Raw genomic sequence first — 26,758 nt, forward strand, 5'->3', positions numbered from 1 at the left:
TGACCTAAAGCATAGCAGGAGCGGAGGAGGGGATTACTGCAGCCAGCTGCGGATTTTCGCTTCGATACCTTCGGCGTCCAGGCCGATAGCCGCGCGGGCCTCTTCCTGTGTGCCCTGCGGGATAAAGTAGTCGGGCAGGCCGATGTTCAGCACCTGAACCCGCTTACGGTTAGCCATCAGCACTTCGTTCACGCCGCTGCCCGCGCCGCCCTGGATGGCGTTCTCTTCGATGGTCACCAGCAAATCGTGGCTGGCAGCCAGTTCCAGAATCAGTGATTCATCGAGCGGCTTCACAAAGCGCATATCCACAAGGGTAGCGTTAAGCGATTCCGCGACCTTTGCCGCATCTTCCAGCAGCGTACCGAAGTTCAGCAGGGCGACCTTCTCGCCTGCACGCTTCTTCACGCCTTTGCCAATCGGCAGGCATTCCAGCGGCTGAAGCTCAGCTCCTGTGCCGTTACCGCGCGGGTAACGCACTGCGCTTGGGCCATCATTGTAGTGGTATCCGGTGTGCAGCATCTGGCGGCATTCGTTTTCATCGCTCGGGGTCATGATGACCATATCCGGGATGCAGCGCATGAAGGAGAGGTCGAACGCGCCCTGGTGGGTCTGTCCATCGGCACCCACAATGCCTGCCCGGTCGATGGCAAACAGCACCGGCAGCTTCTGGATAGCCACGTCGTGAATGACCTGGTCATAAGCCCGCTGCAGGAACGTGGAGTAAATGGCGACAACTGGCTTGTAGCCGCCGATAGCAAGACCAGCGGCGAAAGTCACCGCATGCTGCTCGGCAATGGCAACATCGAAATACTGGCCTGGGTACTGGCGGGAAAACTCAACCATGCCGGAGCCTTCGCGCATCGCAGGCGTCACGGCCATCAGCTTGTCGTCGGCTGCTGCGGTTTCACACAGCCAGTTGCCGAAGATTTTTGAGTAGCTCGGCAGGCCGCCCGAGCTTTTCGGCAGGGTGCCGCTGGTATGGTCAAATTTAGGTACGGCGTGGAAGCTGATCGGGTCTTTTTCCGCGGGCGCGTAGCCCCGGCCTTTTTTGGTCATCACGTGCAGGAACTGCGGACCGGTCAGGCCGCGCATATTCTTCAGCGTGTTCACCAGGCCATTCACGTCGTGACCGTCTACCGGCCCGATATAGTTAAAGCCAAGCTCTTCAAACAGCGTGCCCGGCACGACCATGCCCTTGATATGTTCTTCTGTGCGCTTTAGCAGCTCTTTAATGGGCGGCACGCCGGAGAAGACTTTCTTGCCGCCTTCGCGCAGGCTGGAGTAGAGCTTGCCGGAGAGCAGCTGGGCCAGATGGTTATTCAGCGCGCCAACGTTTTCAGAAATCGACATTTCGTTATCGTTGAGCACCACTAGCATGTCCGGGCGGATATCCCCGGCATGGTTCATGGCTTCAAATGCCATGCCTGCGGTAATCGCACCATCGCCGATCACGCAGACCGTGCGGCGATCTTTTCCTTCTTTACCCGCAGCGACGGCGATACCGATCCCGGCGCTGATGGAGGTGGAGGAGTGGCCGACGCTCAGCACGTCGTATTCACTTTCGGCGCGCCACGGGAATGGATGCAGGCCGCCTTTCTGGCGGATGGTGCCAATTTTATCGCGACGTCCGGTGAGGATCTTATGCGGATAAGCCTGGTGACCCACGTCCCAGATCAGCTGGTCGAACGGCGTGTTGTAGACATAGTGCAGCGCAACGGTCAGCTCCACCGTGCCAAGCCCGGAGGCAAAGTGCCCGCTGGAGCGGCTTACGCTGTCCAGCAGGTAACGGCGCAGCTCGTCACACAGCTTCGGCAGGCTCTCTTTTGGCAGCGTGCGAAGCTCCTGTGTGGTATCAACCAGCGCAAGGGTCGGGTATTTGGCAATATCAAAACTCATCAGAAACTCGTTATTATTTATCACGTTGGATGATATAGCTCGCTAACGCTTCCAGGGCCGTTGTGTCTAACGACTGCGCGGTCAGGCCTTCTAACGCGCGTAGCGACTCCTGGTAGAGGTCCCACGCTTTGGCTTTAGCGTGTTCCAGCCCCAGCAGCGCCGGGTAGGTGCTTTTACCGAGCTGCTGATCAGCGCCCTGGCGCTTGCCCAGCGTAGCGGTATCGCCAATTACATCAAGAATGTCGTCCTGCACCTGGAACGCAAGGCCAATACAGTCGGCGTAGCGGTCGAGCAGCGGCAGGGCGGTATGGCCCGCAGCGCCTGCGCTTAACGCACCAAGGCGAACGGCGGCGCGGATAAGCGCGCCGGTTTTATGACGGTGAATACGTTCGAGCTCCTCAAGCGTGGCCTGTTTGCCTTCCGCTTCGAGGTCCAGCGCCTGCCCACCGCACATCCCGGCCACACCGCTGGAAACGGCCAGCTCTTTGACCATCGCCAGACGGTCGGCGATATTGACGCCGGGCATGGGGGCATCACTGAGTATAGAAAACGCCAGCGTTTGCAGGGCGTCTCCGGCAAGAATTGCGCTCGCTTCGCCAAATTTGATATGGCAGGTGGGCTGACCACGGCGCAGATCGTCGTCGTCCATGGCGGGCAGGTCGTCGTGCATCAACGAATAGGCATGGATACATTCCACCGCCGCGGCAGGGGCATCCAGCGCTTCATCTGCTACGCCGAACATTTCCCCGGTGGCATAAACCAGGAAAGGACGAAGGCGTTTACCCCCTAATAATGCACCATAGTGCATCGCTTTAACCAGAGGACTGTTCTGAAACGGCAGCGGGGCTAAAAAGCGCAGCAGCGCAGCGTTGGCCCGTTCGGCGTGGGCCTGAAGGTCATGATTGAAATCCATTTACTCGGCGTCCGGCGTGAAAGGCTTGAGGGGCGTATCTTCGCTGTCGCTCAGCAGGATCTGCACGCGCTGCTCAGCCTGCTGCAGTTTCACCTGGCCCTGACGGGCAAGCTGAATACCCCGTTCGAATTCATTTAGCGCCTCTTCCAGCGGCAGCTCGCCGCCCTCAAGACGGGTGACGATCTGCTCAAGTTCCACAAGCGCGGTTTCAAAGCTGGCAGGGACTTCAGTTTTTTTCGGCATAGTGAATGTCTGACTCTGATAATTGTGCGACCCCGCCATGGTAGCGGACTCAATTGTGTAACGCTATGGCAAGCTGTTAGTGATATACTTTCGCGCCTCGGATGCAGGGCATCGCGCCTTTGCAAGTCTTTAAGTCTTCCAGCCCGCATGATTCATCTCATGTATGGCTCACCAACGAATCATGAGCGCCATGAAGTTTATCATTAAATTGTTCCCGGAAATCACCATCAAGAGCCAATCTGTGCGCATACGCTTTATTAAGATGCTCACGGGGAACATTCGTAACGTTCTAAAACACTACGATGAAGATCTGGCGGTCGTCCGCCACTGGGACAATATCGAAGTCCGCGCCAAAGATGAAAACCAGCGTATCGCCATTCGCGAAGCGCTGACCCGCATTCCCGGCATCCACCATATTCTTGAAGTAGAGGATGTGCCGTTCACCGATATGCACAATATCTTTGAACAGGCGCTGGAACTCTACCGCGACAAGCTGGAAGGGAAATCCTTCTGCGTGCGCGTTAAGCGTCGCGGTAAGCATGAGTTTAGCTCCATTGAAGTGGAACGCTATGTTGGCGGCGGTCTTAACCAGCATATCGAATCCGCGCGCGTGAAGCTGACCCACCCGGACGTCACCGTTAATCTGGAAATCGAAAACGATCGCCTGCTGCTGGTGAAAGGCCGCTATGAAGGCATCGGTGGTTTCCCTATTGGTACCCAGGAAGACGTGCTGTCGCTGATTTCCGGCGGTTTCGACTCCGGCGTGTCCAGCTATATGCTGATGCGTCGCGGCTGCCGCGTGCACTACTGCTTCTTTAACCTCGGCGGTGCGGCTCACGAAATCGGCGTGAAGCAGGTTGCTCACTATCTGTGGAACCGCTTCGGCAGCTCCCATCGCGTGCGCTTCGTGGCGATTAACTTTGAGCCGGTAGTTGGCGAAATCCTCGAGAAAGTTGAGGATGGTCAGATGGGCGTGGTGCTCAAGCGTATGTTTGTGCGCGCGGCCTCCCGCGTGGCAGAACGCTACGGCGTGCAGGCGCTGGTCACAGGCGAAGCGCTGGGCCAGGTTTCCAGCCAGACTCTCACCAACCTGCGCCTTATCGACAACGTTTCTGACACGCTGATCCTGCGCCCGCTTATCTCTCATGATAAAGAGCACATCATCGATCTGGCCCGTGAAATCGGCACCGCTGATTTTGCCCGCACCATGCCGGAATACTGCGGCGTGATCTCGAAAAGCCCGACCGTGAAGGCAGTGAAGGCGAAGATTGAAGCGGAAGAAGAGAACTTCGACTTCTCGATTCTGGATCGCGTAGTGGAAGAAGCCACTAACATCGACATCCGCGATATCGCCACGCAGAGCAAAGAAGTGGTGACGGAAGTCGAAACTGTAGATGCTTTTGCGCCGAACGACGTGCTGCTGGATATCCGCTCCATCGACGAGCAGGACGAGAAGCCGTTTAAGCCGGAAGGGATCGAGGTTGCTTCGCTGCCGTTCTACAAGCTGAGCTCGAAGTTTGGCGATCTGGACCAGAGCAAAACCTATTTGCTGTGGTGCGAACGCGGCGTCATGAGCCGCCTGCAGGCGCTGTACCTGCGCGAACAGGGCTTTAACAACGTTAAGGTTTACCGCCCGTAGCCTGGCGGATGACGCTACGCTTTTCCGTCCTGCCCCACATCGGTGGTAGGGGGATAAGCGCCAGCGTCATCCACCGCATCCTGAAAATTAATAATCCCGGTAGCTATAGATCCCGGCAGCCATCACCAGCTGCTGCGACACCTCATGCGCTTTCTCGCGCCCGACCAGCAGGTCGATAATCTTCAGTGCAAAATCAATTGCCGTACCCGGCCCCTGGCTGGTGAGCAGGTTCACCCGCGGATCCCAGACCACGCGTTTGTCCTGCCACTGCTCTTCCGGGATCGTCTCCTTCAGGCCGGGGAAGCCGGTCATATTGCCAATCGGGAAGATCTCGTGCGGCACCAGCACCGTGCCGGCAGCTGCACAGATGGCGGCGACGATACGGCCGGAGAGATGAAACTGGCGCACGGTTTCCACCAGCAGCGGGCTGTCGCGGAAGCATTCCGCGCCTTTCAGGCCGCCGGGCAGAACAATGACGTCGAAGTCACCATCGGCAATTTCCACCAGCGGTGCGTCGGCGACGATTTGTACGCCGCGTGAACAGGTGACGGTGAGGTTACCGTCGCTGGCAACGCTTGCCGTTGTCACTTTGATGCCGCCGCGGACCAGTAAGTCGATGGTGGTGACGGCTTCGGTTTCTTCAGTTCCAGGTGCCAGGCAGACCAGAGCTTGAGCGCTCATATTCGTTCTCCTTACGCTTTATCAGCTCGTAGAGTCGGCTATTTACCGGCAGGCTCAGGCCGTGGGCCCGCGCACGCTGGAGTAAATACCCGGTGATATAGTCGATTTCAGTGTGCCGCTGCACGCGGATGTCCTGCAGCATCGAAGAGGTATTCGCGGCGGTGCTGTCGATAACCTGTTCAACGTAGTAGAGCAGGCTTTCAGCCGAGGTGTGATGGCCTTCGCGCGCCATAACCTGTGCCACCTCATCGCAGATGCTCACTACCTCGTCGTGATGATGCTTTAATTCACCGTTGGGGCAGTTGTACAAAGCCGTTAGCGGGTTTATCACGCAGTTGACCGTGAGCTTTTTCCAGCTGGCGGGCCGGATGTTATCGTGCCAGGCCACGTCAGGCAGGGCCGCATGCAACGTTTCGGCCAGACGGCTGAAGTCTCCCCCGGCAGCATTACCCGGCCCGATGTGCGTGGTGCCTTTAGCGACGTGAATGATGACGTTGCCATCACGTTTTGCCGCGTGGGTTGTCACCCCCAGTAGAACAGGCTGCCGAAGCGTTTTAAGTTCTTCCAGCGTGCCCATACCGTTATGCAGCAGCAGGACAGGGCTGGATTCTGGCAGCGTCGCGGCCAGCGTTTTTACCGCACCTGATACCTGCCAGGCTTTAAGCGTTACCAGCAGCAGATCGCTCTTGGCAAGGAAATCCGGATCGTTTGCGGTCAGCGATTCGTTAAAGGTGCTGCCGTCCACATCCACCAGATTGACCGGGCAGAAAGGTTGGGGAACCCGTAGCCATCCCTGCACTTCATCTCCTTGTTTTATCAGCGCCGCCAGCCAGAGTTGGCCCAGCGCACCGCAACCCAGTACGGTGATTTTCATGTTGCCTCCCCATCCACAGCCAGCGCGGATGTTTTGCGTAATCTATATTATATCGGGCTCTCTCCTGTTTTAACGGGTTGTTTTGCGCGGCCCAGCGGGTATTATGCAACGCAACAAAAAGAGAGGGAGAAGAAAACATGCCATCTTTTGACATCGTGTCTGAAATTGATATGCAAGAAGTTCGCAATGCGATTGAGAACGCCGAGCGAGAAGTCGCGACCCGTTTTGATTTCCGCAACGTGCCAGCAACCTTTGAGCTGAATGAGAAAAATCAGTCCATTAAGGTCGCCAGCGAGTCTGACTTCCAGGTTAATCAGCTGCTGGATATCCTGCGTGCCAAGCTGCTCAAGCGCGGCATTGAAGGAGCGTCAATTGACGTGCCGGAGGAGTTTACCCACAGCGGTAAAACCTGGAGCGTGGAAGCGAAGCTCAAGCAGGGCATCGAAGCGCCGATCGCCAAGAAAATTGTGAAGCTGATAAAAGACAGCAAAGCAAAAGTTCAGGTGCAGATTCAGGGCGAAGAGCTACGCGTTACGGGGAAATCCCGTGATGACCTGCAGGGCGCAATGGCGCTGGTCCGCGGTGGCGATCTGGGACAGCCGTTCCAGTTTAAAAACTTCCGCGACTGACCCATTCAAAGGGGCTTTATGCCCCTTTCACCAGCTGTTCTATCTCAAATCTGTTCGTTATCTTACTGTCGATCTTCACGTAGGCGCTGCGCTCCTGCGGGATGATGTTCGCGTCGCTTACGCCCGGCTGGGCCAGCAGTCTTGCTTTAAGCTCAACGTCATTTGCCGCATCTTCCGGCAGCTCGATTCGCAGGCTGGCAACATACGGCGGTTCTGACATGGTCGAGCTGACCAGCAGCCAGACCATGGCCAGCAGCGCGCCTGCCAGGAATACCGTCTGGGAATCAAACATCCCGTCCAGCCAGCCGCCCAGCGAGCCGCCAATGGCTACGCCGATAAACTGGCTGGTGGAGTAAATTCCCATTGCGGTGCCTTTGAAGCCAGCGGGAGACTCTTTACTGATAAGCGACGGCAAAATAGCTTCCATCAGGTTAAAGGCAAGGAAGAACAGCTGCACGCCTATCACCAGCTCCCAGAAATGCGGGCCGGAACCCCAGAGCACGATTTCAGCGATCAGGAGTACCACCACGCAGCCCACAAACACGCGCTTCATGCGGCGTTTAACTTCGGCATAGATAATAAACGGTACTACGGACGCAAACGCGATCAGCATCGTGCAGAGATAAATTTTCCAGTGCTGCGCGGCGGGGAAGCCTGCCAGTTCGAGCTGGCCGGGCAGGGCAACGAAGGTCGACATCAGCATGATGTGCAGGCACATGATACCAAAATTCAGCTTCAGCAGCTTAGGCTCGGCAAGGACTTTACTGAAGCAGCCTTTCACCATGCCTGATTCACGATTCAGCACGTGCGTATCGGTATTAGGCACTGCCCACAACGTGATGAGAATGCCGGCGGTGGCCAGCACGGCTATCATCCAGAACAGCGCGTTCAGACCCAGGCTGTGGGTAATAATTGGGCCGAGCACCATGGCAATGGCAAAGGTGACGCCGAAGCTGACGCCAATAAACGCCATCGCTTTGGTGCGGTTCTGTTCGCGGGTAAGGTCAGAAAGCAGGGCCATAACCGCGGCGGCAATCGCGCCCGAGCCCTGGAGCGCGCGGCCAAGGATAATGCCCCAGATTGAATCTGACAGCGCGGCAATCACGCTGCCGAGCACGAAAATCATCAGGCCGCCGATAATCAGCGGCTTGCGGCCAATGCGGTCCGACAGTAAGCCGAAGGGGATCTGGAATATCGCCTGGGCGAGGCCGTAAATCCCAATTGCCAGGCCAATCAGCGCTTCGCTCGCGCCCTGCAGGGACATCCCGTAAGTAGTAAGAACCGGCAGCACCATAAACATGCCGAGCATGCGCAGTGAAAACACCGTGCCTAAACCCCACGTCGCTCGTAGCTCGACGGGCGTCATTTTGTAATCGTTCATTACCACCTCAGATGAAAAACCGGTGTTAGTGTAGTGCGTGGGGAGGGGAGGGTAAACATCTGCTTGTGTAACAAATATTACAGCGTGGAACTATTGATGATACTAATAAAAAAGGGCACCGAAGTGCCCTTTCAGACGGATGATAAACCTAAAGACGAATGAATTTCGCAAAGATCTCACCGAATCAATAACAAGGAAAATCAATGTATTGATTTTCACCTGCTTAACACAAAGAAGGAAAAACCACGCTTTTTCCTTCTTTGTCAGCAATGATAAAGGGCACCGAAGTGCCCTTTTATGCGGTTCACAACTTATCTGACGTAGGTCAGCAGATTGTGCGAGTCTGCCGCCATAAAATCGACCGACATCATCACGCTGAGAGATGTAATGGCGACGATAGAAAAGACGAACAGTTTGCGCGCCCAGACCTTATCGTCTTCCACTTTATATCCACGCAGCGCCATGCCCAACCACCACACGCTTACCGCAGCGGCAACGACCAGATACTTGTATCCGGCGTAGCCACCCAGGGTCAGCATCAGCGTGGCTACGGCAAAAGCGATGATATACAGCGTGATATGGTTCTTCGCAACCGAAATGCCCTTCACGACCGGCAGTACCGGAATGTTAGCGGCCTGATAATCTTTAAAGCGGAAGATGGCAATCGCATAGGAGTGCGGCATCTGCCACAGGCTAAAGATAGCCAGCAGGATCAGGGCGCCAGTGTCGAACTGGCCGGTGACGGCACAGTAACCAATCACCGGCGGTGCCGCACCTGACAGGCTGCCAATCAGCGTGCCGTAAACGGACTTACGCTTCATATAGAGGCTATAGACCCCGACATAAACCACAAAGCCCATCACGGCAAGCCACATGGCTAACGGATTCGCGCCAAACCACAGCATCATAAAGCCAGCAATACCCAACAAGGTGGCGTACACCAGCGACATTTTCGGTGAAATCAGGCCCTTGACCAGCACCCGATTCTTCGTTCTCTCCATTTTACGGTCGATATCGCGGTCGATGTAGTTGTTATAAACACAACCAGATGCCACCACCAGCGACACCCCAACGAGGGTGGAGAGAAACAGGGGATAATCAATACTGCCCTTTGAGGCCAGTAAAAATCCTCCAATGACAGAAATTAAATTACCGAAAATAATTCCTGGTTTCGTTACTTGCAGGTATTGCTTAATCATACACGCCGCTCTTAGTGAACCATCATGTTCTGGTTGAGGTTCCACATAATCCAGATCGAGCCGATCACCAGAATGGCAATAATCAGCGCGGTAAAGACAAAGGCAACCAGGTTCCAGCGCTCGCTTGAAGAGGTATTCAAGTGCAGGAAGCAAACCAGGTGAACCAGAATCTGTACGACTGCGGTCACCAGAATCACGCCAAGAATCGTGGCGTGGGAAGCCGTACCCGTCATGACCATCCAGAACGGGATTGCCGTCAAAATGATAGACAGGATAAAGCCGGTCATATAGGTCTTAACGCTACCGTGGTGGGCGCCCGCGTGTTCAGTTGAATGACTCATTACATCGCCCCCATCAGATAAACGACTGAGAATACACAGATCCATACAACGTCAAGGAAGTGCCAGAACAGGCTCAGACACATCAGACGAGCACGGTTAGTGCCGGTCAGGCCGCGGCGCGCCACATGAATCATCATGAACGCCATCCAGACCAGGCCGGACGTGACGTGCAGACCGTGGGTGCCGACCAGCGCGAAGAACGCTGACAGGAAGCCGCTACGATCCGGGCCGTAACCCTCAACGATCAGGTGATGGAATTCATAGATTTCCATCCCGACGAAGCCCGCACCAAACAGGAAGGTCAGCGCCAGCCAGGAGATAACCTGGCTCTTGTTGCCTTTGTTCATGGCGATAATCGCCATGCCATAGGTGATGGAGCTGAATAACAGCAGGGCCGTCTCAACCAGTACGAACGGCAGTTCGAAGATGTCTTTCCCTGCCGGGCCACCGGCGGTGCCGTTCACCAGAACGGCATAGGTAGCAAACAAGCAACAGAACAGAATGCAGTCGCTCATCAGGTAGATCCAGAAACCAAAGACCTTATTGGTTCCTGCATCGTGATGCCCATGCTCAGCGGCGTGGGCGCTTGCGTGATTGATAGTCTCAGTTGACATTTTTCAGCCCTGCTTTGGTAATTTCATCGAAATGCTGGTTTTCCAGTTTTTCGACTTCCGCAACCGGAACGTAGTAATCCACATCTTCGTCGAAGCTTTTCGCAATCCAGGTCACGATCATGCCGGCAAAGCCGATAATCGCCAGCCACCAGATGTGCCAGATCATCGCGAAACCGAACACGGCGCTGAATGCGGCAATAATAATGCCCGCAGCGCTGTTACGCGGCATATGAATCTCTTCATAGCTGGTTGGCTGCTGGTACGCTTCGCCTTTCTCTTTCATTTCCCAGAATGCATCACGTTCGTGAACGTGTGGCAGATGGGCAAAGTTGTAGAACGGAGGAGGGGAGGAGGTTGCCCACTCCAGCGTACGACCACCCCATGGATCCCCGGTCAGGTCACGGTTCTGCTCGCGGTCGCGAATAGAGACGTAGAACTGAATCAGCTGGCACAGGATACCGCAGGCAATCAGCGCCGCCCCGCCCGCTGCTACAACCAGCAGGGTGTGGAACTGTGGATCGATCTGCTGGCTCAGACGGCGGGTCATACCCATGAAGCCCAGCACGTATAGCGGCATAAACGCCACGAAGAAGCCGATGATCCAGAACCAGAAGGCGCGCTTGCCCCAGCTTTCGTTCAGGGTGAAGCCAAACGCTTTCGGCCACCAGTAGGTCAGACCCGCGAAGCAACCGAACACTACACCGCCGATAATAACGTTATGGAAGTGAGCGATCAGGAACAGGCTATTGTGCAGCACGAAGTCCGCACCTGGTACCGCCAGCAGAACGCCGGTCATGCCACCGATGGAGAAGGTGACGACGAAGCCGATGGTCCACAGCATCGCAGAGTTAAAGACGATGCGGCCCTGATACATGGTAAACAGCCAGTTGAAGATCTTCACCCCGGTAGGGATGGCGATAATCATGGTGGCAATACCAAAGAAGGCGTTTACGTTCGCGCCGCTGCCCATGGTGAAGAAGTGGTGCAGCCAGACGATGAACGACAGAACGGTAATCGCGATAGTCGCCCACACCAGAGAGGTGTAGCCGAACAGGCGTTTTTTGGAGAACGTAGCAACCACTTCCGAGAACACACCAAACACCGGCAGCACCAGGATATACACTTCCGGGTGGCCCCATGCCCAGATGAGGTTGATATACATCATCATGTTGCCACCCATATCATTGGTAAAGAAATGGGTGCCAAGGTAGCGGTCAAGGGTTAACAGCGCGACGGTCACGGTAAAGATTGGGAACGCAGCGATAATCAGTACGTTGGTACACAGCGAAGCCCAGGTAAAGACCGGCATTTTGAACATGGTCATGCCAGGGGTACGCATATTCAGGATAGTAACGAAGAAGTTAATACCCGTCAGCGTCGTACCGATACCAGAGAGCTGGAGACTCCATATCCAGTAGTCGACGCCGACCCCCGGACTGTACTCAATACCGGATAGCGGCGGATAGGCCACCCAACCGGTCTGCGCGAACTCGCCAACCCCAAGAGACAGGTTAACCAGCACCACACCGACAACCGTGAACCAGAAGCTCAGGTTGTTCAGGAAGGGGAAGGCAACGTCACGGGCACCAATCTGTAACGGCACGACGATGTTCATCAGGCCGATAACAAACGGCATCGCCACGAAGAAGATCATGATTACGCCGTGGGCGGTAAAGATCTGATCGTAGTGATGAGGCGGCAGGAAGCCTGCTTCCCCGGCTGAGGCCAGCACCTGCTGGCTACGCATCATGATTGCGTCTGCAAAACCACGCAGCAGCATGACGATGGCGACGATAACGTACATGACGCCAAGGCGTTTGTGGTCAACCGAGGTAAGCCACTCTTTCCATAAATATTCCCACTTACCGAAGTAAGTGATAGCCGCAACCAGCGCCAGTCCCCCGACGATAATTGCTGCAACCGTAACCATGATAATGGGTTCATGGTATGGGACTGCATCCAGTGTAAGTTTTCCGAACATTTTTATTCCTCGGCCCCTAGTGAGAGGTTTCCGCGTGACTCATGTCCATGCCTTCCATGCCTTCATGTGCTGCGTGCTCACCTTCAGGCAGGGTCATGTCCATGCTCTTCCCGTGTCCCATGAATTTGCCAATAACATCTTTGAACAAGTCAGGTTTAACAGCGGAGAAGTATTCGACTTTGTTGTATTCGCTAGGTGTTGCCAGCTTCTCGTAGGCCGTCATATCGTTCATGACCTCCGGAGATTGTTTGGCCTTAGCCACCCATTGGTTAAAGGTGTTCATGTCTGGCGTTGCAATTGCTTTGAACTTCATGCCAGAGAAGCCTTTACCGCTGTAGTTAGACGAAATACCGTCGTAGGTGCCTGCTTCGTCCGCAATCAGGTGCAGTTTGGTCTGCATGCCTGCCATTGCGTAGATCTGGCTACCGAGTCGCGGAATAAAGAAGGAGTTCATCACCGAGTTAGAGGTGATTTTGAATTCCACTGGGGTGTTGGCCGGGAAGGCAATTTCATTAACCGTGGCGATACCCTGCTCCGGATAGATGAAGAACCATTTCCAGTCCATGGCGATAACTTCAATGGTCACCGGCTTCGCTTCATGAACCAGCGGTTTGCTGGGCTCAAGGGCGTGCGTAGTTTTCCAGGTCAGTACCGCAAGGAAGATGATGATAAGGATGGGAATCGTCCAGACTACAGCTTCAACCTTGTTCGAGTGCGACCAGTTTGGGCTGTATTTGGCGTCCTTGTTTGAAGCCCGATACTTCCAGGCAAAACCGATAGCCATCGCGATAGCTGGGATAACGACGATCAACATCAGGCCGAGGGCCGTCAGTATCAGGGAACGTTGTTCCAGTCCAATCTGTCCTTTGGGATCGAGAAGTGCAGAATCACAGCCGCTGAGTAAAAAAGTGCCTGCGATTAATGACAACCATCCCAAACTTTTATTGTATTTCCTGAGTCTCATTTAACGACCTCAATTCCGGGGGAGCTCTATTGTCGTTTAAAGTGTGCCGGCATTTTACGGGAAGGTTACATTACTGTAAACATGAATGGCGTAGTGTCAGTGGGTGTTACCGGGTTCTGCCGTCAATGTCACACGAAATGCAACAATTTATTAAAGTAGCATGCTTTGTGTGGATTACCCTGATTTATAACAAAAGCCTATCTAATCGGCTGTGGAGCAGGGTAATGGGTATAACCACCCCAATCAAAACACAGTAAATTAACAAGTTGGCATCATTTTTAAAGCGTAAAATCAGTAAATTAATTTCGCACCGGGCTGAATCGTTAAGGTACAAGAGGCTAAAATAAGCGTGCTGCGGAATAATAAAAAATCTGCCACCTGCCGAGGAAAAAATGATTTGTAAATTTAAGTGCTGCTTATTTCGGCAAATTAATAACGGTGCTAAATAAATAAGGCGCAGCTTTATATTTAGCTGCGCCTTTGCTTTTTCAGAGCAGGGCGGTGCGACGTAAAGCCAGATAGTCCAGCACGGCGCCAATCACCACGCCGCCAATGGCAAACAGCGCGCCCCATTCGAGGAGCTGAAGGTTGACTGCCCAGTCAGTCAGCCCCAGAGCGTTAGTGATAAGAATCACCAGCCAGACGCCAATCAGCAGGCAGCCGAAGGTCAGCGCTTTCAAGGCCAGGCGATAGGCAGAACCAAACTCGCTGCGCGGCATAAAATTTTCGGTGCGCTGAGTGTATTCGAGGGTGGATTTACAAAGCAGCAGCAGCAGAATACCAGGGACTGCGGCAAATACGGAGAAAAGGTAAAACGTAGGCCAGCCATGGGCCTCAACAAACCAGCCGGCGATTGGCCCAACGTAAACGCGCCCTACGGCGGAAAGAGCCGAAAGCAGCGCAAACTGGGTAGCAGAGAATGACTTATTGCATAAAGTCATTAGCAGCGCGACGAAAGCAGCGGTGCCCATGCCTCCGCAGAGGTTTTCGAAGAACACGGCGGTGGCCATGCTGTACATATGCTTATCGGAGATGGACAGCAGCCAGTAACCAGCGTTGGACAGCCCCTGTAAAATGCCAAAGATCAGTAGCGCCCGGAACAGGCTCAGGCGCTGCATTAACACGCCGCCGTACAGCGCGCCCAAAATCGTGGCGAACAGGCCCAGCGTTTTATTCACCACGCCAACTTGACCCGCATCGAAACCAACCCCACGAATCAGAAACGTGGTAGTGAGGCTCATGGCGAACGCATCGCCCAGCTTGTACATCACAATCAGCAGCAGGATCAGCCAGGCGTTATTGCGCCCGAAGAAATCACGCAGCGGTGCTACAACTGCCTGTTCGATGCTGCGGGGAACAGGAATGGCGTCGGTAGGCTCTGGGGCCAGGATTGTGGCGACAATACACGGCAGCATAAGTGCAGCCATCAGCCAGTACATCGCCTGCCAGCCAAGAAAGCGGTCTGCCAGCCAGAGCGCAAGGCCACCGGAAACCAGCATCGCCAGACGATAGCCAAGTACGCTGATTGCCGCGCCCGATCCACGTTCTTCGGCAGGCAGGACATCCGTCTTCCAGGCATCGAATACGATGTCCTGAGAGGCGGAGCAGAAAGCGATGATCACCGCCAGCGCTGCCATCCAGCGAAGCTGCGTCCCTGGTTCAAGGAAGCCCATTGCCGCGATAGAAATGAGCAGCAGGATTTGCGTAATTAATAGCCAGCCGCGACGACGCCCCAGCATCGGCGGCGTATACCTGTCCATCACCGGCGCCCACAGAAACTTAAAGACATAGGCCTGGCCAACAAGGGAGAAAAAGCCGATGGTTTTCAGATCGATATTTTCGACCGTCATCCAGGCCTGCAGCGTGCCGGAGGTTAATGCGAGGGGAAGCCCGGAGGCAAAGCCAAGAATCAGAAGAATGGCTGATTTCGGCTCAAGAAGTTTGCGTAAATACTGATTGGGCATGCGAGGCTCGGATCTTAAGCCCGCAAGATGCGGGCTTGTAGGCAAAAATTAACGCGCGTTCTGTTTGATAAATTCGTGAACGCTGGTGTCCTGGGCCATATCCGCAATGGTATCGGTCAGCACGGAGTTAACCGCGTTGGCGATATTCTTGTTAGTCGCCTGGAATGCCCCTTCGACGTTGTAGTTAGAACGGTAGTTTTTGGTCATCTTGTTGCCGTTCTGTGCGGTAGCAACGATAGAGATGTCTGCTTTAGTGGCAATGTTGTAGCGCACGTTACCCTGGGAGACATCGGCGTACAGCTGGTTGACAATAATCTGTAACGCAACCGGCGCGCTTGGCCCAATCATATAGCCACGAGCGGTCATTTGCTTTTCCAGCACTTCCTGTAACAGAAAACGCAGATCGCGGGACGGAGTCAGGGTAACCAGCTGGTTGTCGCGAGTGACTTTAGCCAGTGCCTGGTCGGTGCGCTGGTCTGCACCGTTGATGCTAACGGTGACGCCCATCAGGCTTGGATCCTGCTGAGGCAGGTTGATGGTCGGTGCCACATCAATGGTGGTTGGTGGTGTTGCACAGCTGGCCAGCATAAAAACGGCGACCAGCGGGAAGAGTAATTTTTTTAACATGTTCGCTATCTCAATGTACTTAAAAGGGCGGGCAGAAAAAACACGTCATCATAACACCGCGTTTGCCCAGTGGAAGTGCCTGACGCACGGAAATTCATCGCGTTGCGCTTTTAGTGAGCACCAGTGCTGCGACTGAACCGTTTTGGCCCCAATCTTTACCGCAATAGCATTAAGCTACAGCAAGTTGGGTAATAAAATCGGACGAAAGCTAAATTAATGTTGGCGTTACGTTATTAAAACGGTTAAAAGCGGCTAAGATCTAAAGGGATGAGTGGCATCTCTGCGTTGTTGAGGAGAAAGTTCATGATGGTACGCGAGCAAATAGAAACAAAATTAAGGGCAGCCTTTGAACCCGTGTTCCTGGAAGTCGTGGATGAAAGCTATCGTCACAATGTCCCGGCTGGCTCAGAGAGCCATTTCAAAGTTGTGCTGGTCAGCGATCGTTTTGTCGGTGAGCGTTTCTTAAATCGCCATCGCCTGATCTACGGAACCTTAAGCGAGGAGCTGTCGCACACGGTTCATGCTCTGGCCTTGCACACTTATACCATTAAAGAGTGGGAAGGGCTGCAGGATACGATTTTTGCCTCCCCGCCGTGTCGTGGTGCTGGCAGTATCGCCTGAAAAAAAGCTTTCAGGTTTGCAACTAAGGGAACTTTTCCTTTATGTTGCTATCTGTTAAACGTGTTTCCCAAAACGGCCTGCGGGCCGTTTTGTTTTGCCCATGATTTCACCTGGTCTTTGCAGGGATCCGGCAATAAATTCCCGTGAAATGTGAAAAAGGCCGCAGCGACGTTGCGTTGCCGTTCTCGACTCACCTTAGCGATGCCGCTATAATGCTGCGTCTTATTTTTCGGAATGTCTTCGGGACGATTCTGACGACAGGGAATGTGATTCTGATACAGAGGACATCCCGGTTCTGTGAAGCAATATAAAACGGCTTCCAGAGTTGACCGAGCACTGTGATTTTTTGAGGTAACAAGATGCAAGTTTCAGTTGAAACCACTCAGGGCCTTGGCCGCCGTCTCACGATTACTATCGCTGCAGACAGCATCGAAAACGCTGTAAAAAGCGAGCTGGTCAACGTGGCAAAGAAAGTTCGTATTGACGGCTTCCGCAAGGGCAAAGTACCGATGACTGTTGTTGCTCAGCGTTACGGCGCGTCTGTTCGCCAGGACGTTCTGGGCGAGCTGATGAGCCGCAACTTCGTTGACGCGATCATCAAAGAAAAAATCAACCCAGCTGGCGCGCCTAACTATATTCCAGGCGAATACAAACTGGGCGAAGACTTCACCTACTCCGTAGAGTTCGAAGTGTACCCGGAAGTTGAGCTGCAGGGTCTGGAAGCAATCGAAGTTGAAAAACCGGTTGTTGAAGTGACTGACGAAGACGTTGACACCATGCTGGATACCCTGCGTAAGCAGCAGGCGACCTGGAAAGACTCTGATGCAGCGGCAACTGCAGAAGACCGTGTGACCATCGACTTCACAGGTTCCGTTGACGGCGAAGTATTCGAAGGCGGCAAAGCGTCTGACTTCGTACTGGCAATGGGCCAGGGTCGTATGATCCCTGGCTTCGAAGATGGCGTTGTTGGCCACAAAGCTGGCGAAGAGTTCACTATCGAAGTGACCTTCCCGGAAGATTACCACGCTGAAAACCTGAAAGGTAAAGCGGCGAAGTTCGACATCGTTCTGAAGAAAGTTGAAGAGCGCGAACTGCCAGAATTTACTGAAGAGTTCATCAAACGTTTCGGCGTTGAAGATGGTTCCGTTGCTGGCCTGCGTACAGAAGTGCGTAAAAACATGGATCGTGAGCTGAAAGGCGCGGTGCGTAACCGCATCAAGTCTCAGGCTATCGACGGTCTGGTTAACGCCAACAACATCGACGTGCCAGCGGCATTGATCGACGGCGAAATCGACGTGCTGCGCCGTCAGGCTGCTCAGCGTTTCGGTGGCAACGAGCAGCAGGCGCTGGAACTGCCTCGTGAACTGTTCGAAGAGCAAGCTAAGCGCCGCGTAGTCGTTGGCCTGCTGCTGGGCGAAGTGATTCGTACCCACGAACTGAAAGCTGACGAAGCTCGCGTTAATGGCCTGATCGAAGAGATGGCTTCTGCCTACGAAGATCCGAAAGAAGTTATCGAATTCTACGGCAAAAACAAAGAGCTGATGGACAACATGCGTAATGTTGCTCTGGAAGAACAGGCTGTTGAAGCCGTTCTGGCAAAAGCGAAAGTTTCTGAGAAAGCGACTTCCTTTAGCGAGCTGATGAACCAGCAAGCGTAAGCACAATTTTCGGTATCATCGCCAAAAATTTGCTGCGTCAAGCCCGTCACCTCCAGGTGGCGGGCTTTTTTTATCCGTCGGATGGCATTTTTGGGACGAATAAACGAAGTTTCAGGGTTAGCGTTACAAGAAAAGGTTGTTATGCTTGAAACAGGGCGAAACCATCCCCATAAATTGGGTATGGCTCCAATAACACGACCCTGACTGATAATCCGTCCATAAAGGTAACGGGCGCGAGGAGCGTAGTCTTCTTTTCGCGTCTGAAGTAGAATCAGTACAGTAGGTTAGAAGGCTTAATTACTCCAGGAGACGGAAATGTCATACAGTGGCGAACGAGATCAATTAGCACCCCATATGGCCCTGGTGCCGATGGTTGTTGAACAAACATCGCGTGGTGAGCGTTCATACGATATCTATTCCCGTCTGCTCAAGGAACGTGTCATCTTTATGACCGGACAGGTCGAAGATCATATGGCTAACCTGATCGTGGCGCAGATGCTGTTTCTGGAAGCAGAAAACCCGGAAAAAGACATCTATCTCTACATTAACTCACCGGGTGGCGTAATTACGGCGGGTATGTCTATCTACGACACAATGCAATTTATTAAGCCGGACGTCAGCACGATCTGTATGGGACAGGCTTGTTCCATGGGAGCATTCCTGCTGACTGCCGGTGCGAAAGGCAAGCGTTTCTGCCTGCCGAATTCGCGCGTTATGATCCACCAACCGCTGGGCGGCTATCAGGGACAGGCGACGGACATCGAGATTCATGCCCGCGAAATTCTGAAAGTTAAAGCCCGCATGAACGAACTTATGGCGCAACACACCGGCAAATCTCTGGAAGAAATCGAGAGAGACACCGAGCGTGACCGTTTCCTCGCTGCCAGCGAAGCGGTAGAGTATGGCTTAGTTGACTCGATTCTGACTCACCGTAACTAATGCCCGAAAACAGCGGGCCGTATACTATAGTTGAAGTAGCGGCTCTCTGGCGCTTACGATTGGCTGTGCCGCAATAATGGCACCTGCGTCGTTTCCAGCGATGCAAAGAAACAGAAAAGAGGTTTTGCTTTATGACAGATAAGCGCAAAGACGGTTCAGGCAAACTGCTGTACTGCTCTTTTTGCGGCAAAAGCCAGCATGAAGTGCGCAAGCTTATTGCCGGGCCGTCGGTGTATATCTGCGATGAGTGTGTCGATCTGTGTAACGACATCATTCGCGAAGAGATCAAAGAAGTGGCTCCGCATCGCGAACGTAGCGCGTTGCCGACGCCGCACGAAATTCGTCACCACCTCGATGACTACGTCATCGGTCAGGAACAGGCTAAGAAAGTCCTGGCGGTGGCGGTATACAACCACTACAAACGTCTGCGCAACGGCGACAGCACCAACGGCATTGAGCTGGGCAAAAGTAACATTCTGCTCATCGGGCCGACCGGTAGCGGTAAAACCCTGCTGGCTGAAACCCTGGCGCGTTTGCTGGATGTTCCGTTCACCATGGCTGATGCCACAACGCTTACCGAAGCGGGCTATGTAGGTGAAGACGTAGAAAACATCATTCAGAAACTGCTGCAGAAATGCGACTACGACGTGCAGAAAGCACAGCGCGGTATCGTTTATATCGATGAGATCGACAAAATCTCCCGCAAGTCTGACAACCCGTCCATCACCCGTGATGTGTCCGGTGAAGGCGTGCAGCAGGCGTTGCTGAAACTGATCGAAGGCACCGTCGCGGCGGTTCCACCACAGGGCGGACGTAAACATCCGCAGCAAGAGTTCCTGCAGGTGGATACCTCCAAGATCCTCTTCATCTGCGGTGGCGCATTCGCCGGCCTCGACAAAGTTATCGCGAACCGCGTTGAAACCGGTTCTGGCATTGGCTTTGGCGCAACGGTGAAAGGCAAGTCTGAAAAAGCCAGCGAAGGCCAGCTGCTGGGCCAGGTGGAGCCAGAAGATCTGATCAAATTTGGTCTGATCCCTGAGTTCATCGGTCGTCTGCCGGTGGTTGCCACCCTAAGCGAACTGAGCGAAGAAGCCCTGATCCAAATCCTGAAAGAGCCGAAGAACGCCCTGACCAAGCAGTACCAGGCGCTGTTTAATCTGGAAGGTGTGGATCTGGAATTCCGCGACGAAGCGCTGGACGCTATCGCCAAGAAAGCGATGGCCCGTAAAACCGGTGCTCGTGGTCTGCGCTCTATCGTTGAAGGCGCGCTGCTCGATACCATGTACGATCTTCCTTCTATGGAAGACGTCGAAAAAGTGGTGATCGACGAGTCCGTTATCGACGGCCAGACCAAGCCGCTGTTGATTTACGGTAAGCCGGAAGCGCAACAGGCATCTGGTGAATAATTCGCCAAAATAACCAGTCAGTTAGTATAAAAAGGGGGATTTTTATCCCCCTTTTATTTTTCCTGCGATTCCGGCATTGAATGCCCGGGAAACATCCCCATATACTGACTTACTTGCAGGTCGATGCCATAAGAGCGGAGGCATCGCCCCATCACCTGGCGGAAATTAAACTAAGAGAGAGCTCTATGAATCCTGAGCGTTCTGAACGCATTGAAATCCCCGTATTGCCTTTGCGCGATGTGGTGGTTTATCCGCACATGGTCATTCCACTGTTTGTTGGGCGTGAAAAGTCTATTCGCTGCCTGGAAGCGGCCATGGACAACGATAAAAAAATCATGCTGGTGGCGCAAAAAGAGGCCTCGACGGATGAGCCGGGTGTTAACGACCTGTTCTCAGTAGGTACCGTTGCGTCTATTTTGCAGATGCTGAAGCTGCCGGACGGCACGGTAAAAGTGCTGGTCGAAGGTTTACAGCGCGCGCGTATCACCACGCTTTCCGACAACGGCGACCACTTTGCCGCCCAGGCGGAATACCTCGACTCGCCGGCTATTGAAGAGCGCGAGCAGGAAGTCCTGGTACGCACAGCAATCAATCAGTTTGAAGGCTACATCAAACTGAACAAAAAAATCCCCCCGGAAGTGCTGACATCGCTCAACAGTATCGATGATCCAGCACGTCTGGCAGACACCATTGCCGCGCATATGCCATTGAAACTAATGGACAAGCAATCCGTGCTCGAGATGTCCGATATTAACGAACGTCTTGAATACCTGATGGCGATGATGGAGTCCGAAATCGATCTGCTGCAGGTTGAGAAACGCATTCGCAACCGCGTTAAAAAGCAGATGGAAAAGAGCCAGCGCGAGTACTACCTGAACGAGCAAATGAAAGCCATTCAGAAAGAGCTCGGCGAAATGGACGACGCGCCGGACGAAAACGAAGCGCTGAAGCGAAAAATCGACGCGGCTAAAATGCCGAAAGAAGCGCGTGAAAAGACCGAAGCGGAGCTGCAAAAGCTAAAAATGATGTCGCCAATGTCTGCGGAAGCAACCGTAGTCCGTGGCTATATTGATTGGATGGTGCAGGTACCGTGGAACGCGCGTAGCAAGGTTAAAAAAGACCTGCGTCAGGCTCAGGAAGTGCTGGACACCGACCATTACGGTCTGGAGCGAGTCAAGGATCGTATCCTTGAATACCTCGCCGTGCAGAGCCGTGTAAACAAGCTCAAAGGGCCAATTCTGTGCCTGGTCGGGCCTCCGGGCGTGGGTAAAACCTCCCTCGGCCAGTCCATCGCGAGAGCGACAGGGCGTAAATATATCCGTATGGCGCTGGGTGGCGTACGCGATGAAGCGGAAATTCGCGGCCACCGTCGTACCTATATTGGTTCGATGCCGGGCAAGCTTATTCAGAAAATGGCAAAAGTGGGTGTTAAAAACCCGCTGTTCCTGCTGGATGAGATCGACAAAATGTCTTCCGACATGCGTGGCGATCCGGCATCGGCGCTGCTGGAAGTGCTTGATCCAGAACAGAACGTGGCATTTAACGATCACTACCTGGAAGTGGATTACGATCTCAGCGACGTGATGTTTGTTGCAACCTCGAACTCTATGAACATTCCGGCGCCGCTGCTGGACCGTATGGAAGTGATTCGTCTGTCCGGCTATACCGAAGACGAAAAGCTGAACATCGCCAAACAGCACCTGCTGCCGAAGCAGATTGAGCGTAACGCCCTGAAAAAAGGCGAGCTTACGGTAGAAGACAGCGCGATTTCCGGCATCATCCGTTACTACACCCGTGAAGCGGGCGTGCGTAGCCTGGAGCGTGAAATCTCCAAGCTGTGCCGCAAAGCTGTGAAACAGCTGCTGCTGGATAAAACGCTGAAGCACATCACCATTGACGGCGATAACCTGAAGGACTTCCTTGGGGTACAGCGCTTTGACTATGGTCGTGCAGACAGCGAAAACCGCGTTGGACAGGTCACAGGCCTTGCGTGGACGGAAGTTGGCGGCGATCTGCTGACCATCGAAACCGCCTGCGTGCCGGGTAAAGGCAAGCTGACTTATACCGGGTCACTCGGTGAGGTTATGCAGGAGTCTATCCAGGCAGCGCTGACCGTTGTGCGTGCGCGGGCAGAAAAACTGGGCATCAACGGCGACTTCTACGAGAAGCGTGATATTCACGTTCACGTTCCGGAAGGCGCAACGCCTAAAGACGGCCCGAGCGCGGGTATCGCTATGTGTACGGCGTTGGTTTCTTGTCTGACAGGTAACCCGGTACGCGCAGATGTCGCTATGACGGGGGAAATCACCCTTCGTGGCCAGGTTCTGCCTATTGGTGGCCTGAAAGAAAAACTGCTTGCGGCTCACCGTGGCGGCATTAAAACGGTGCTGATTCCGGATGAAAACAAACGCGATCTGGAAGAGATTCCGGACAACGTGATTGCCGATCTGGATATTCACCCTGTGAAGCGTATTGAGGAAGTTCTGGCTCTTGCCTTGCAGAATGAACCTTACGGAATGCAGGTTGTAACTGCAAAATAGTGACCTGACGCAAATACAGTTAAGAAAAACCGGGCTGGTAAGTGAATTCTCACTTGCCAGCTTTTTTTTGTCTCGCTAAGTTAGACAGCTGGCTAAGTCTGCCTCGTATAACGAGTGTTGTGCGGGCATGGCAGGCCTGATATAACTGCTGCGCGGTCGTGCTTTGATGGGTATGGGTACGATATAAATAATAACGAGAGGAAGAGAAGAGTGAATAAATCTCAACTGATAGACAAAATTGCCGCAGGTGCTGATATTTCTAAAGCTGCTGCTGGACGTGCGTTGGATGCTGTTATCGCCTCTGTTACTGAAACTCTGCAATCCGGAGAAGACGTAGCACTGGTTGGCTTTGGTACTTTCGCGGTTAAAGAGCGTGCAGCCCGTACAGGCCGTAATCCTCAGACCGGTAAAGAGATCACCATTGCTGCAGCGAAAGTCCCAGGGTTCCGTGCGGGTAAAGCGCTGAAAGACGCGGTCAATTAAGTTCGACTATCTGTTAACTGAACCGTAAAGCTTTGTCAGGGGCGCATCATCCGATGTGCCTTTTTTGTTTAATCAGGCTTAATTTTACGCTTGCTTGATGATTTGGGGCGGGATTCTTGTCACAATAGCCCTCTTATGCGCAGCGGCGGAGCTTAGCGCGTTCGCAAGGATGCACGGGCATCTGCGCAGGGTTTACCAATTACACTACAGCGGAGTGTTGTATCACCATGATGGACAATTTACGCGCGGCGGCAAATCACGTCGTGCTCAAGATCATTCTGGGTCTGATTATCGTGTCATTCATTTTGACTGGCGTGGGTAACTACCTGATTGGCGGTAACGCTAATTATGCCGCAAAAGTTAATGGCCAGGAGATTGGTCGTGGGCAGTTCGAAAATGCGGTAGCCAGCGAGCGTAACCGCCAGCAGCAACAATTGGGCGATCGGTTCTCCGAGCTCGCTGCCAGCGAAGGTTACATGAACCAGATGCGCCAACAGGTGCTCTCCCGCATGATCGACGAAGCGTTGATGGACCAGTATGCCAAACATTTGGGACTGGGCATCAGCGACGAACAAGTCAAACAGGCGATCTTCAAAGAGCCTGCCTTCCAGAATAACGGTAAATTCGATAACGCCCGTTATATCGCCATCATCGGCAATATGGGGATGTCAGCCGATCAGTATGCGCAGGCGCTGCGTAACCAACTGACCACCCAGCAGCTCATTAGCGCGCTGGTAGGCACCGACTTTATGCTCAATGGTGAAACCGACGAACTGGCGACCCTGGTGTCTCAGGAGCGTCTGGTCCGTGAAGCAACCATTGATGTGACTGCGCTGGCTGCGAAGCAGACGGCTTCCGAGCAGGAAGTCAACGCCAGCTACGAGCAAAACAAAAACCGCTTTATGGCGCCTGAGCAGTTCAAGGTCAGCTATATCAAGCTGGATGCTGCATCAATGCCGGAAACCGCAACGGATGCCGAGGTGAAGTCCTATTATGACCAGCATCTGGATGAGTACACCCAGCCGCAGCGTAGCCGCTACAGCGTGATTCAGACCAAGACAGAAGCGGAAGCGAAAGCGGTTCTGGACGAGCTGAACAAAGGTGGCGATTTCGCCGCTCTGGCAAAAGCGAAGTCAGCTGACATTATCTCTGCCCGTAACGGCGGCGATATGGGCTGGCTTGAGCCGGGCACCACGCCTGACGAGCTGAAAAATGCCGCTCTAAAAGAGAAAGGCCAGCTGTCTGGCGTGATCAAATCATCCGTAGGCTTCCTGGTCGTGCGTCTGGATGATGCTCAACCCGCGAAAACCAAGCCGCTTTCTGAAGTCCATGACGCGATTGCTGACAAAGTGAAGCAGGAAAAAGCGCTCGATGCCTACTATGCGCTGCAGCAGAAAGTGAGCGATGCGGCAAGCAACGATAACGAATCTCTGGCAGGTGCAGAGCAGGTTGCAGGCGTTAAAGCAGTTGAAACAGGCTGGTTCGGTCACGACAACATTCCTGCTGAGCTGAACTTCAAACCTGTATCAGAAGCCATTTTCAACGGTACTTTGGTCGGTCAGAATGGTACGCCGGGTAGCAACTCCGACATCATCACCGTGGACGGCGACCGTGCTTTTGTTCTGCGTGTGACGGAGCACAAGCCTGAAGCGATTAAGCCGCTGGCAGAAGTGCGTGACCAGGTTATCGCCCAGGTTAAACGCCAGAAAGCTGAGCAGCAGGCGAAGCTTGACGCCGACAAACTGCTGAACGAACTGAAGCAGGGGAAAGGTCAGGACGCGCTGAAAGCCGCAGGTCTGAGCTTTGGCGAAGCGAAAACGCTGACTCGTACCGGCCAGGATCCTGTTAGCCAGGCTGCCTTTACCTTACCTCTGCCGGCAAAGGGCAAGCCGAGCTACGGTGTGGCTAACGACATGCAGGGCAATGTGGTGCTGCTGGCGCTGGATGAAGTGAAAGCAGGCACCATGCCAGCCGATCAGAAAAAAGCCATGGTTCAGGGCATCACGCAGAATAATGCCCAAATTGCGTTTGAAGCGCTGATGACCAACCTGCGCAAAGAAGCGAAGATCAAAATGGGCGACGTGGTCGTCCAGCAGCAATAATCTTCGGCGTCTCTCGCAGATAACTGCAACAGAATGCAAAAATCAAAGGCCGCTTTCGCGGCCTTTTCCACATTTTAAAACCGTCAATTGTTCAGGCTTTTTTCTCCCGCTATGGTGGCTTCGCTATCAAACACATGGAGGAAATAGCATGAAATCAGCAGTGAAAGCGTTGTGTTTTACCCTGGTTCTGGCCTGTGCCGGAGCCTCTACCCCTGCCCATGCGGCACCAGCCAAGAGTAACGCGGTTGTGCAAACTACCGCCGTGGCGGAGAAGAGCAGCCCGAAACCACACCAAGACAAAGCGAGCGAAGCTAAAGCAGCCGATCCGGACGACGGAGTAGTAAGTATTAATACCGCCAGCGCGGAACAGCTCGCCCAGGCGCTGAACGGCGTGGGGCTGAAAAAGGCGCAGGCGATTGTCAGCTACCGGGAAGAGTACGGTCCTTTTAAAGAGGCCGATCAGCTGCAGGAGGTGCCGGGGATCGGCAGCGCGCTGGTGGAGCGTAACCGTGGGCGTATAAAACTTTAACGGTTAGTGCGTACAGGCTAGCGTAGTCGTAAAAATTTGCTACGCTGAATGACAGGTCATACCAGTTTGTGTGACCTGATCATCTTGCCTGCCTAATAAAATGAAAAGGTTATCGCGCTATGCAAACACAAATTAAAGTTCGTGGTTACCACATGGATGTCTACCAGCACGTGAATAACGCCCGCTATCTGGAGTTTCTTGAGGAGGCCCGCTGGGAAGGGCTGGAGAGCACGGCGGGCTTTCAGTGGATGAACGAACGCAACATCGCCTTTATCGTGGTGAATATCAATATCAGCTACCGCCGTCCGGCAGTGCTGGGGGACGTGCTGACCATTACCAGCAGCCTGCAGCAGCTAAACGGCAAAAGCGGCGTGCTGAGCCAACTCGTCACTCTGGAGCCAGAAGGCCAAGCCGTGGCCGACGCGCTGCTGACCTTTGTCTGCATCGATCTGAAAACGCAGAAGTCGCTGCCCATTGAAGGTGAACTACGCGAAAAGCTTGAGCAGATGATGGAGTGACCGGCAGGGCGTGGCG

Annotated in this window: 24 protein-coding genes; 11 read left to right on the forward strand and 13 right to left on the reverse strand. The window is 53.8% G+C overall.

Features of this window, described 5'->3' with window-relative positions:
- Positions 1-33 precede the first annotated feature (33 nt).
- Genes dxs through xseB form a run of 3 tightly spaced genes read right to left on the reverse strand, consistent with a single transcriptional unit; the run spans position 34 to position 3,052 of the window.
- Positions 34-1,896, reverse strand: coding sequence for a 1-deoxy-D-xylulose-5-phosphate synthase (dxs, locus tag ACA108_05155; GenBank protein XEX96927.1), 1,863 nt, complete (start codon positions 1,894-1,896; stop codon positions 34-36).
- Positions 1,897-1,909: 13 nt separating this feature from the next.
- A complete protein-coding gene (gene ispA / locus ACA108_05160; GenBank protein XEX96928.1) occupies positions 1,910-2,809 on the reverse strand; it encodes a (2E,6E)-farnesyl diphosphate synthase in 900 nt (299 codons plus the stop codon).
- Entirely contained in the window at positions 2,810-3,052 is a 243-nt protein-coding gene (xseB, locus tag ACA108_05165; GenBank protein XEX96929.1) for an exodeoxyribonuclease VII small subunit, read from the reverse strand.
- Positions 3,053-3,242: 190 nt separating this feature from the next.
- On the opposite strand from xseB, the gene thiI reads away from it, so the two are divergent.
- Positions 3,243-4,691: a tRNA uracil 4-sulfurtransferase ThiI gene (gene thiI, locus ACA108_05170; GenBank protein ID XEX96930.1), complete on the forward strand. Its 1,449-nt coding sequence runs from the start codon at positions 3,243-3,245 to the stop codon at positions 4,689-4,691.
- A gap of 87 nt (positions 4,692-4,778) precedes the next feature.
- Here thiI and yajL read toward each other — a convergent pair whose 3' ends face one another.
- Together yajL and panE are read right to left on the reverse strand one after the other, a co-directional pair.
- Positions 4,779-5,372: a protein deglycase YajL gene (yajL, locus tag ACA108_05175; protein XEX96931.1), complete on the reverse strand. Its 594-nt coding sequence runs from the start codon at positions 5,370-5,372 to the stop codon at positions 4,779-4,781.
- Positions 5,332-6,246, reverse strand: coding sequence for a 2-dehydropantoate 2-reductase (gene panE / locus ACA108_05180; GenBank protein ID XEX96932.1), 915 nt, complete (start codon positions 6,244-6,246; stop codon positions 5,332-5,334). The genes yajL and panE overlap by 41 nt, the downstream gene beginning before the upstream one ends.
- A gap of 137 nt (positions 6,247-6,383) precedes the next feature.
- Between panE and ACA108_05185 the strand changes: the two genes are divergently transcribed.
- Positions 6,384-6,875, forward strand: a complete 492-nt coding sequence (locus tag ACA108_05185; GenBank protein XEX96933.1) for a YajQ family cyclic di-GMP-binding protein — start codon at positions 6,384-6,386, stop codon at positions 6,873-6,875.
- A 16-nt stretch (positions 6,876-6,891) separates the two neighbouring features.
- Here ACA108_05185 and ACA108_05190 read toward each other — a convergent pair whose 3' ends face one another.
- The 8 genes from ACA108_05190 to ACA108_05225 all read right to left on the reverse strand — a co-directional run bounded on the left by ACA108_05190 (position 6,892) and on the right by ACA108_05225 (position 15,946).
- Entirely contained in the window at positions 6,892-8,256 is a 1,365-nt protein-coding gene (locus ACA108_05190; GenBank protein ID XEX96934.1) for an MFS transporter, read from the reverse strand.
- Positions 8,257-8,567: 311 nt separating this feature from the next.
- Positions 8,568-9,455: a heme o synthase gene (gene cyoE, locus ACA108_05195; protein ID XEX96935.1), complete on the reverse strand. Its 888-nt coding sequence runs from the start codon at positions 9,453-9,455 to the stop codon at positions 8,568-8,570.
- 11 nt (positions 9,456-9,466) lie between these two features.
- Positions 9,467-9,796, reverse strand: a complete 330-nt coding sequence (locus ACA108_05200; GenBank protein XEX96936.1) for a cytochrome o ubiquinol oxidase subunit IV — start codon at positions 9,794-9,796, stop codon at positions 9,467-9,469.
- The gene (locus ACA108_05205; GenBank protein ID XEX96937.1) at positions 9,796-10,410 is read right to left on the reverse strand and encodes a cytochrome o ubiquinol oxidase subunit III; all 615 of its coding nucleotides are present in this window, start codon (positions 10,408-10,410) and stop codon (positions 9,796-9,798) included. Before ACA108_05205 ends, ACA108_05200 begins: the two co-directional genes overlap by 1 nt.
- Positions 10,400-12,391: a cytochrome o ubiquinol oxidase subunit I gene (gene cyoB, locus ACA108_05210; protein XEX96938.1), complete on the reverse strand. Its 1,992-nt coding sequence runs from the start codon at positions 12,389-12,391 to the stop codon at positions 10,400-10,402. The genes ACA108_05205 and cyoB overlap by 11 nt, the downstream gene beginning before the upstream one ends.
- A 16-nt stretch (positions 12,392-12,407) precedes the next feature.
- A complete protein-coding gene (gene cyoA / locus ACA108_05215; protein XEX96939.1) occupies positions 12,408-13,355 on the reverse strand; it encodes a cytochrome o ubiquinol oxidase subunit II in 948 nt (315 codons plus the stop codon).
- A 488-nt stretch (positions 13,356-13,843) separates the two neighbouring features.
- Complete coding sequence (gene ampG / locus ACA108_05220) at positions 13,844-15,319, reverse strand: muropeptide MFS transporter AmpG (protein ID XEX96940.1); 1,476 nt, start codon at positions 15,317-15,319, stop codon at positions 13,844-13,846.
- A 48-nt stretch (positions 15,320-15,367) separates the two neighbouring features.
- The gene (locus ACA108_05225; GenBank protein ID XEX96941.1) at positions 15,368-15,946 is read right to left on the reverse strand and encodes a lipoprotein; all 579 of its coding nucleotides are present in this window, start codon (positions 15,944-15,946) and stop codon (positions 15,368-15,370) included.
- A gap of 303 nt (positions 15,947-16,249) precedes the next feature.
- Here ACA108_05225 and bolA point away from each other — a divergent pair, with 303 nt between their 5' ends.
- The 9 genes from bolA to ACA108_05270 all read left to right on the forward strand — a co-directional run bounded on the left by bolA (position 16,250) and on the right by ACA108_05270 (position 26,742).
- A complete protein-coding gene (gene bolA, locus ACA108_05230) occupies positions 16,250-16,567 on the forward strand; it encodes a transcriptional regulator BolA (protein ID XEX96942.1) in 318 nt (105 codons plus the stop codon).
- Between the two features lie 359 nt (positions 16,568-16,926).
- A complete protein-coding gene (tig, locus tag ACA108_05235) occupies positions 16,927-18,225 on the forward strand; it encodes a trigger factor (protein ID XEX96943.1) in 1,299 nt (432 codons plus the stop codon).
- A gap of 315 nt (positions 18,226-18,540) precedes the next feature.
- A complete protein-coding gene (gene clpP / locus ACA108_05240; GenBank protein XEX96944.1) occupies positions 18,541-19,164 on the forward strand; it encodes an ATP-dependent Clp endopeptidase proteolytic subunit ClpP in 624 nt (207 codons plus the stop codon).
- 131 nt (positions 19,165-19,295) lie between these two features.
- Complete coding sequence (clpX, locus tag ACA108_05245) at positions 19,296-20,570, forward strand: ATP-dependent protease ATP-binding subunit ClpX (protein ID XEX96945.1); 1,275 nt, start codon at positions 19,296-19,298, stop codon at positions 20,568-20,570.
- A 185-nt stretch (positions 20,571-20,755) separates the two neighbouring features.
- Positions 20,756-23,110, forward strand: coding sequence for an endopeptidase La (gene lon, locus ACA108_05250; protein XEX96946.1), 2,355 nt, complete (start codon positions 20,756-20,758; stop codon positions 23,108-23,110).
- Positions 23,111-23,320: 210 nt separating this feature from the next.
- A complete protein-coding gene (gene hupB, locus ACA108_05255) occupies positions 23,321-23,593 on the forward strand; it encodes a nucleoid-associated protein HU-beta (protein ID XEX96947.1) in 273 nt (90 codons plus the stop codon).
- A gap of 227 nt (positions 23,594-23,820) precedes the next feature.
- Complete coding sequence (gene ppiD, locus ACA108_05260; protein ID XEX96948.1) at positions 23,821-25,695, forward strand: peptidylprolyl isomerase; 1,875 nt, start codon at positions 23,821-23,823, stop codon at positions 25,693-25,695.
- A gap of 148 nt (positions 25,696-25,843) precedes the next feature.
- Positions 25,844-26,224: a ComEA family DNA-binding protein gene (locus ACA108_05265; protein ID XEX96949.1), complete on the forward strand. Its 381-nt coding sequence runs from the start codon at positions 25,844-25,846 to the stop codon at positions 26,222-26,224.
- Positions 26,225-26,343: 119 nt separating this feature from the next.
- Entirely contained in the window at positions 26,344-26,742 is a 399-nt protein-coding gene (locus ACA108_05270) for a YbgC/FadM family acyl-CoA thioesterase (protein XEX96950.1), read from the forward strand.
- Positions 26,743-26,758 lie beyond the last annotated feature (16 nt).

This window comes from Dryocola sp. LX212, from assembly GCA_041504365.1.
Classification (GTDB): Bacteria; Pseudomonadota; Gammaproteobacteria; order Enterobacterales; family Enterobacteriaceae; genus Dryocola.

What these genes read in the sequence shown, in the direction of transcription:
- ACA108_05225 (XEX96941.1), bottom strand. Translation starts at nt 15,946, where the DNA reads ATGTTAAAAAAATTACTCTTCCCGCTGGTCGCCGTTTTTATGCTGGCC.
- tig (XEX96943.1), top strand. Translation starts at nt 16,927, where the DNA reads ATGCAAGTTTCAGTTGAAACCACTCAGGGCCTTGGCCGCCGTCTCACG.
- bolA (XEX96942.1), top strand. Translation starts at nt 16,250, where the DNA reads ATGATGGTACGCGAGCAAATAGAAACAAAATTAAGGGCAGCCTTTGAA.
- lon (XEX96946.1), top strand. Translation starts at nt 20,756, where the DNA reads ATGAATCCTGAGCGTTCTGAACGCATTGAAATCCCCGTATTGCCTTTG.
- cyoA (XEX96939.1), bottom strand. Translation starts at nt 13,355, where the DNA reads ATGAGACTCAGGAAATACAATAAAAGTTTGGGATGGTTGTCATTAATC.
- yajL (XEX96931.1), bottom strand. Translation starts at nt 5,372, where the DNA reads ATGAGCGCTCAAGCTCTGGTCTGCCTGGCACCTGGAACTGAAGAAACC.
- ACA108_05205 (XEX96937.1), bottom strand. Translation starts at nt 10,410, where the DNA reads ATGTCAACTGAGACTATCAATCACGCAAGCGCCCACGCCGCTGAGCAT.
- ACA108_05270 (XEX96950.1), top strand. Translation starts at nt 26,344, where the DNA reads ATGCAAACACAAATTAAAGTTCGTGGTTACCACATGGATGTCTACCAG.
- ispA (XEX96928.1), bottom strand. Translation starts at nt 2,809, where the DNA reads ATGGATTTCAATCATGACCTTCAGGCCCACGCCGAACGGGCCAACGCT.
- thiI (XEX96930.1), top strand. Translation starts at nt 3,243, where the DNA reads ATGAAGTTTATCATTAAATTGTTCCCGGAAATCACCATCAAGAGCCAA.
- ppiD (XEX96948.1), top strand. Translation starts at nt 23,821, where the DNA reads ATGATGGACAATTTACGCGCGGCGGCAAATCACGTCGTGCTCAAGATC.
- ACA108_05200 (XEX96936.1), bottom strand. Translation starts at nt 9,796, where the DNA reads ATGAGTCATTCAACTGAACACGCGGGCGCCCACCACGGTAGCGTTAAG.
- ACA108_05190 (XEX96934.1), bottom strand. Translation starts at nt 8,256, where the DNA reads ATGAACGATTACAAAATGACGCCCGTCGAGCTACGAGCGACGTGGGGT.
- clpP (XEX96944.1), top strand. Translation starts at nt 18,541, where the DNA reads ATGTCATACAGTGGCGAACGAGATCAATTAGCACCCCATATGGCCCTG.
- xseB (XEX96929.1), bottom strand. Translation starts at nt 3,052, where the DNA reads ATGCCGAAAAAAACTGAAGTCCCTGCCAGCTTTGAAACCGCGCTTGTG.
- ACA108_05185 (XEX96933.1), top strand. Translation starts at nt 6,384, where the DNA reads ATGCCATCTTTTGACATCGTGTCTGAAATTGATATGCAAGAAGTTCGC.
- cyoE (XEX96935.1), bottom strand. Translation starts at nt 9,455, where the DNA reads ATGATTAAGCAATACCTGCAAGTAACGAAACCAGGAATTATTTTCGGT.
- ampG (XEX96940.1), bottom strand. Translation starts at nt 15,319, where the DNA reads ATGCCCAATCAGTATTTACGCAAACTTCTTGAGCCGAAATCAGCCATT.
- panE (XEX96932.1), bottom strand. Translation starts at nt 6,246, where the DNA reads ATGAAAATCACCGTACTGGGTTGCGGTGCGCTGGGCCAACTCTGGCTG.
- cyoB (XEX96938.1), bottom strand. Translation starts at nt 12,391, where the DNA reads ATGTTCGGAAAACTTACACTGGATGCAGTCCCATACCATGAACCCATT.
- dxs (XEX96927.1), bottom strand. Translation starts at nt 1,896, where the DNA reads ATGAGTTTTGATATTGCCAAATACCCGACCCTTGCGCTGGTTGATACC.
- ACA108_05265 (XEX96949.1), top strand. Translation starts at nt 25,844, where the DNA reads ATGAAATCAGCAGTGAAAGCGTTGTGTTTTACCCTGGTTCTGGCCTGT.
- clpX (XEX96945.1), top strand. Translation starts at nt 19,296, where the DNA reads ATGACAGATAAGCGCAAAGACGGTTCAGGCAAACTGCTGTACTGCTCT.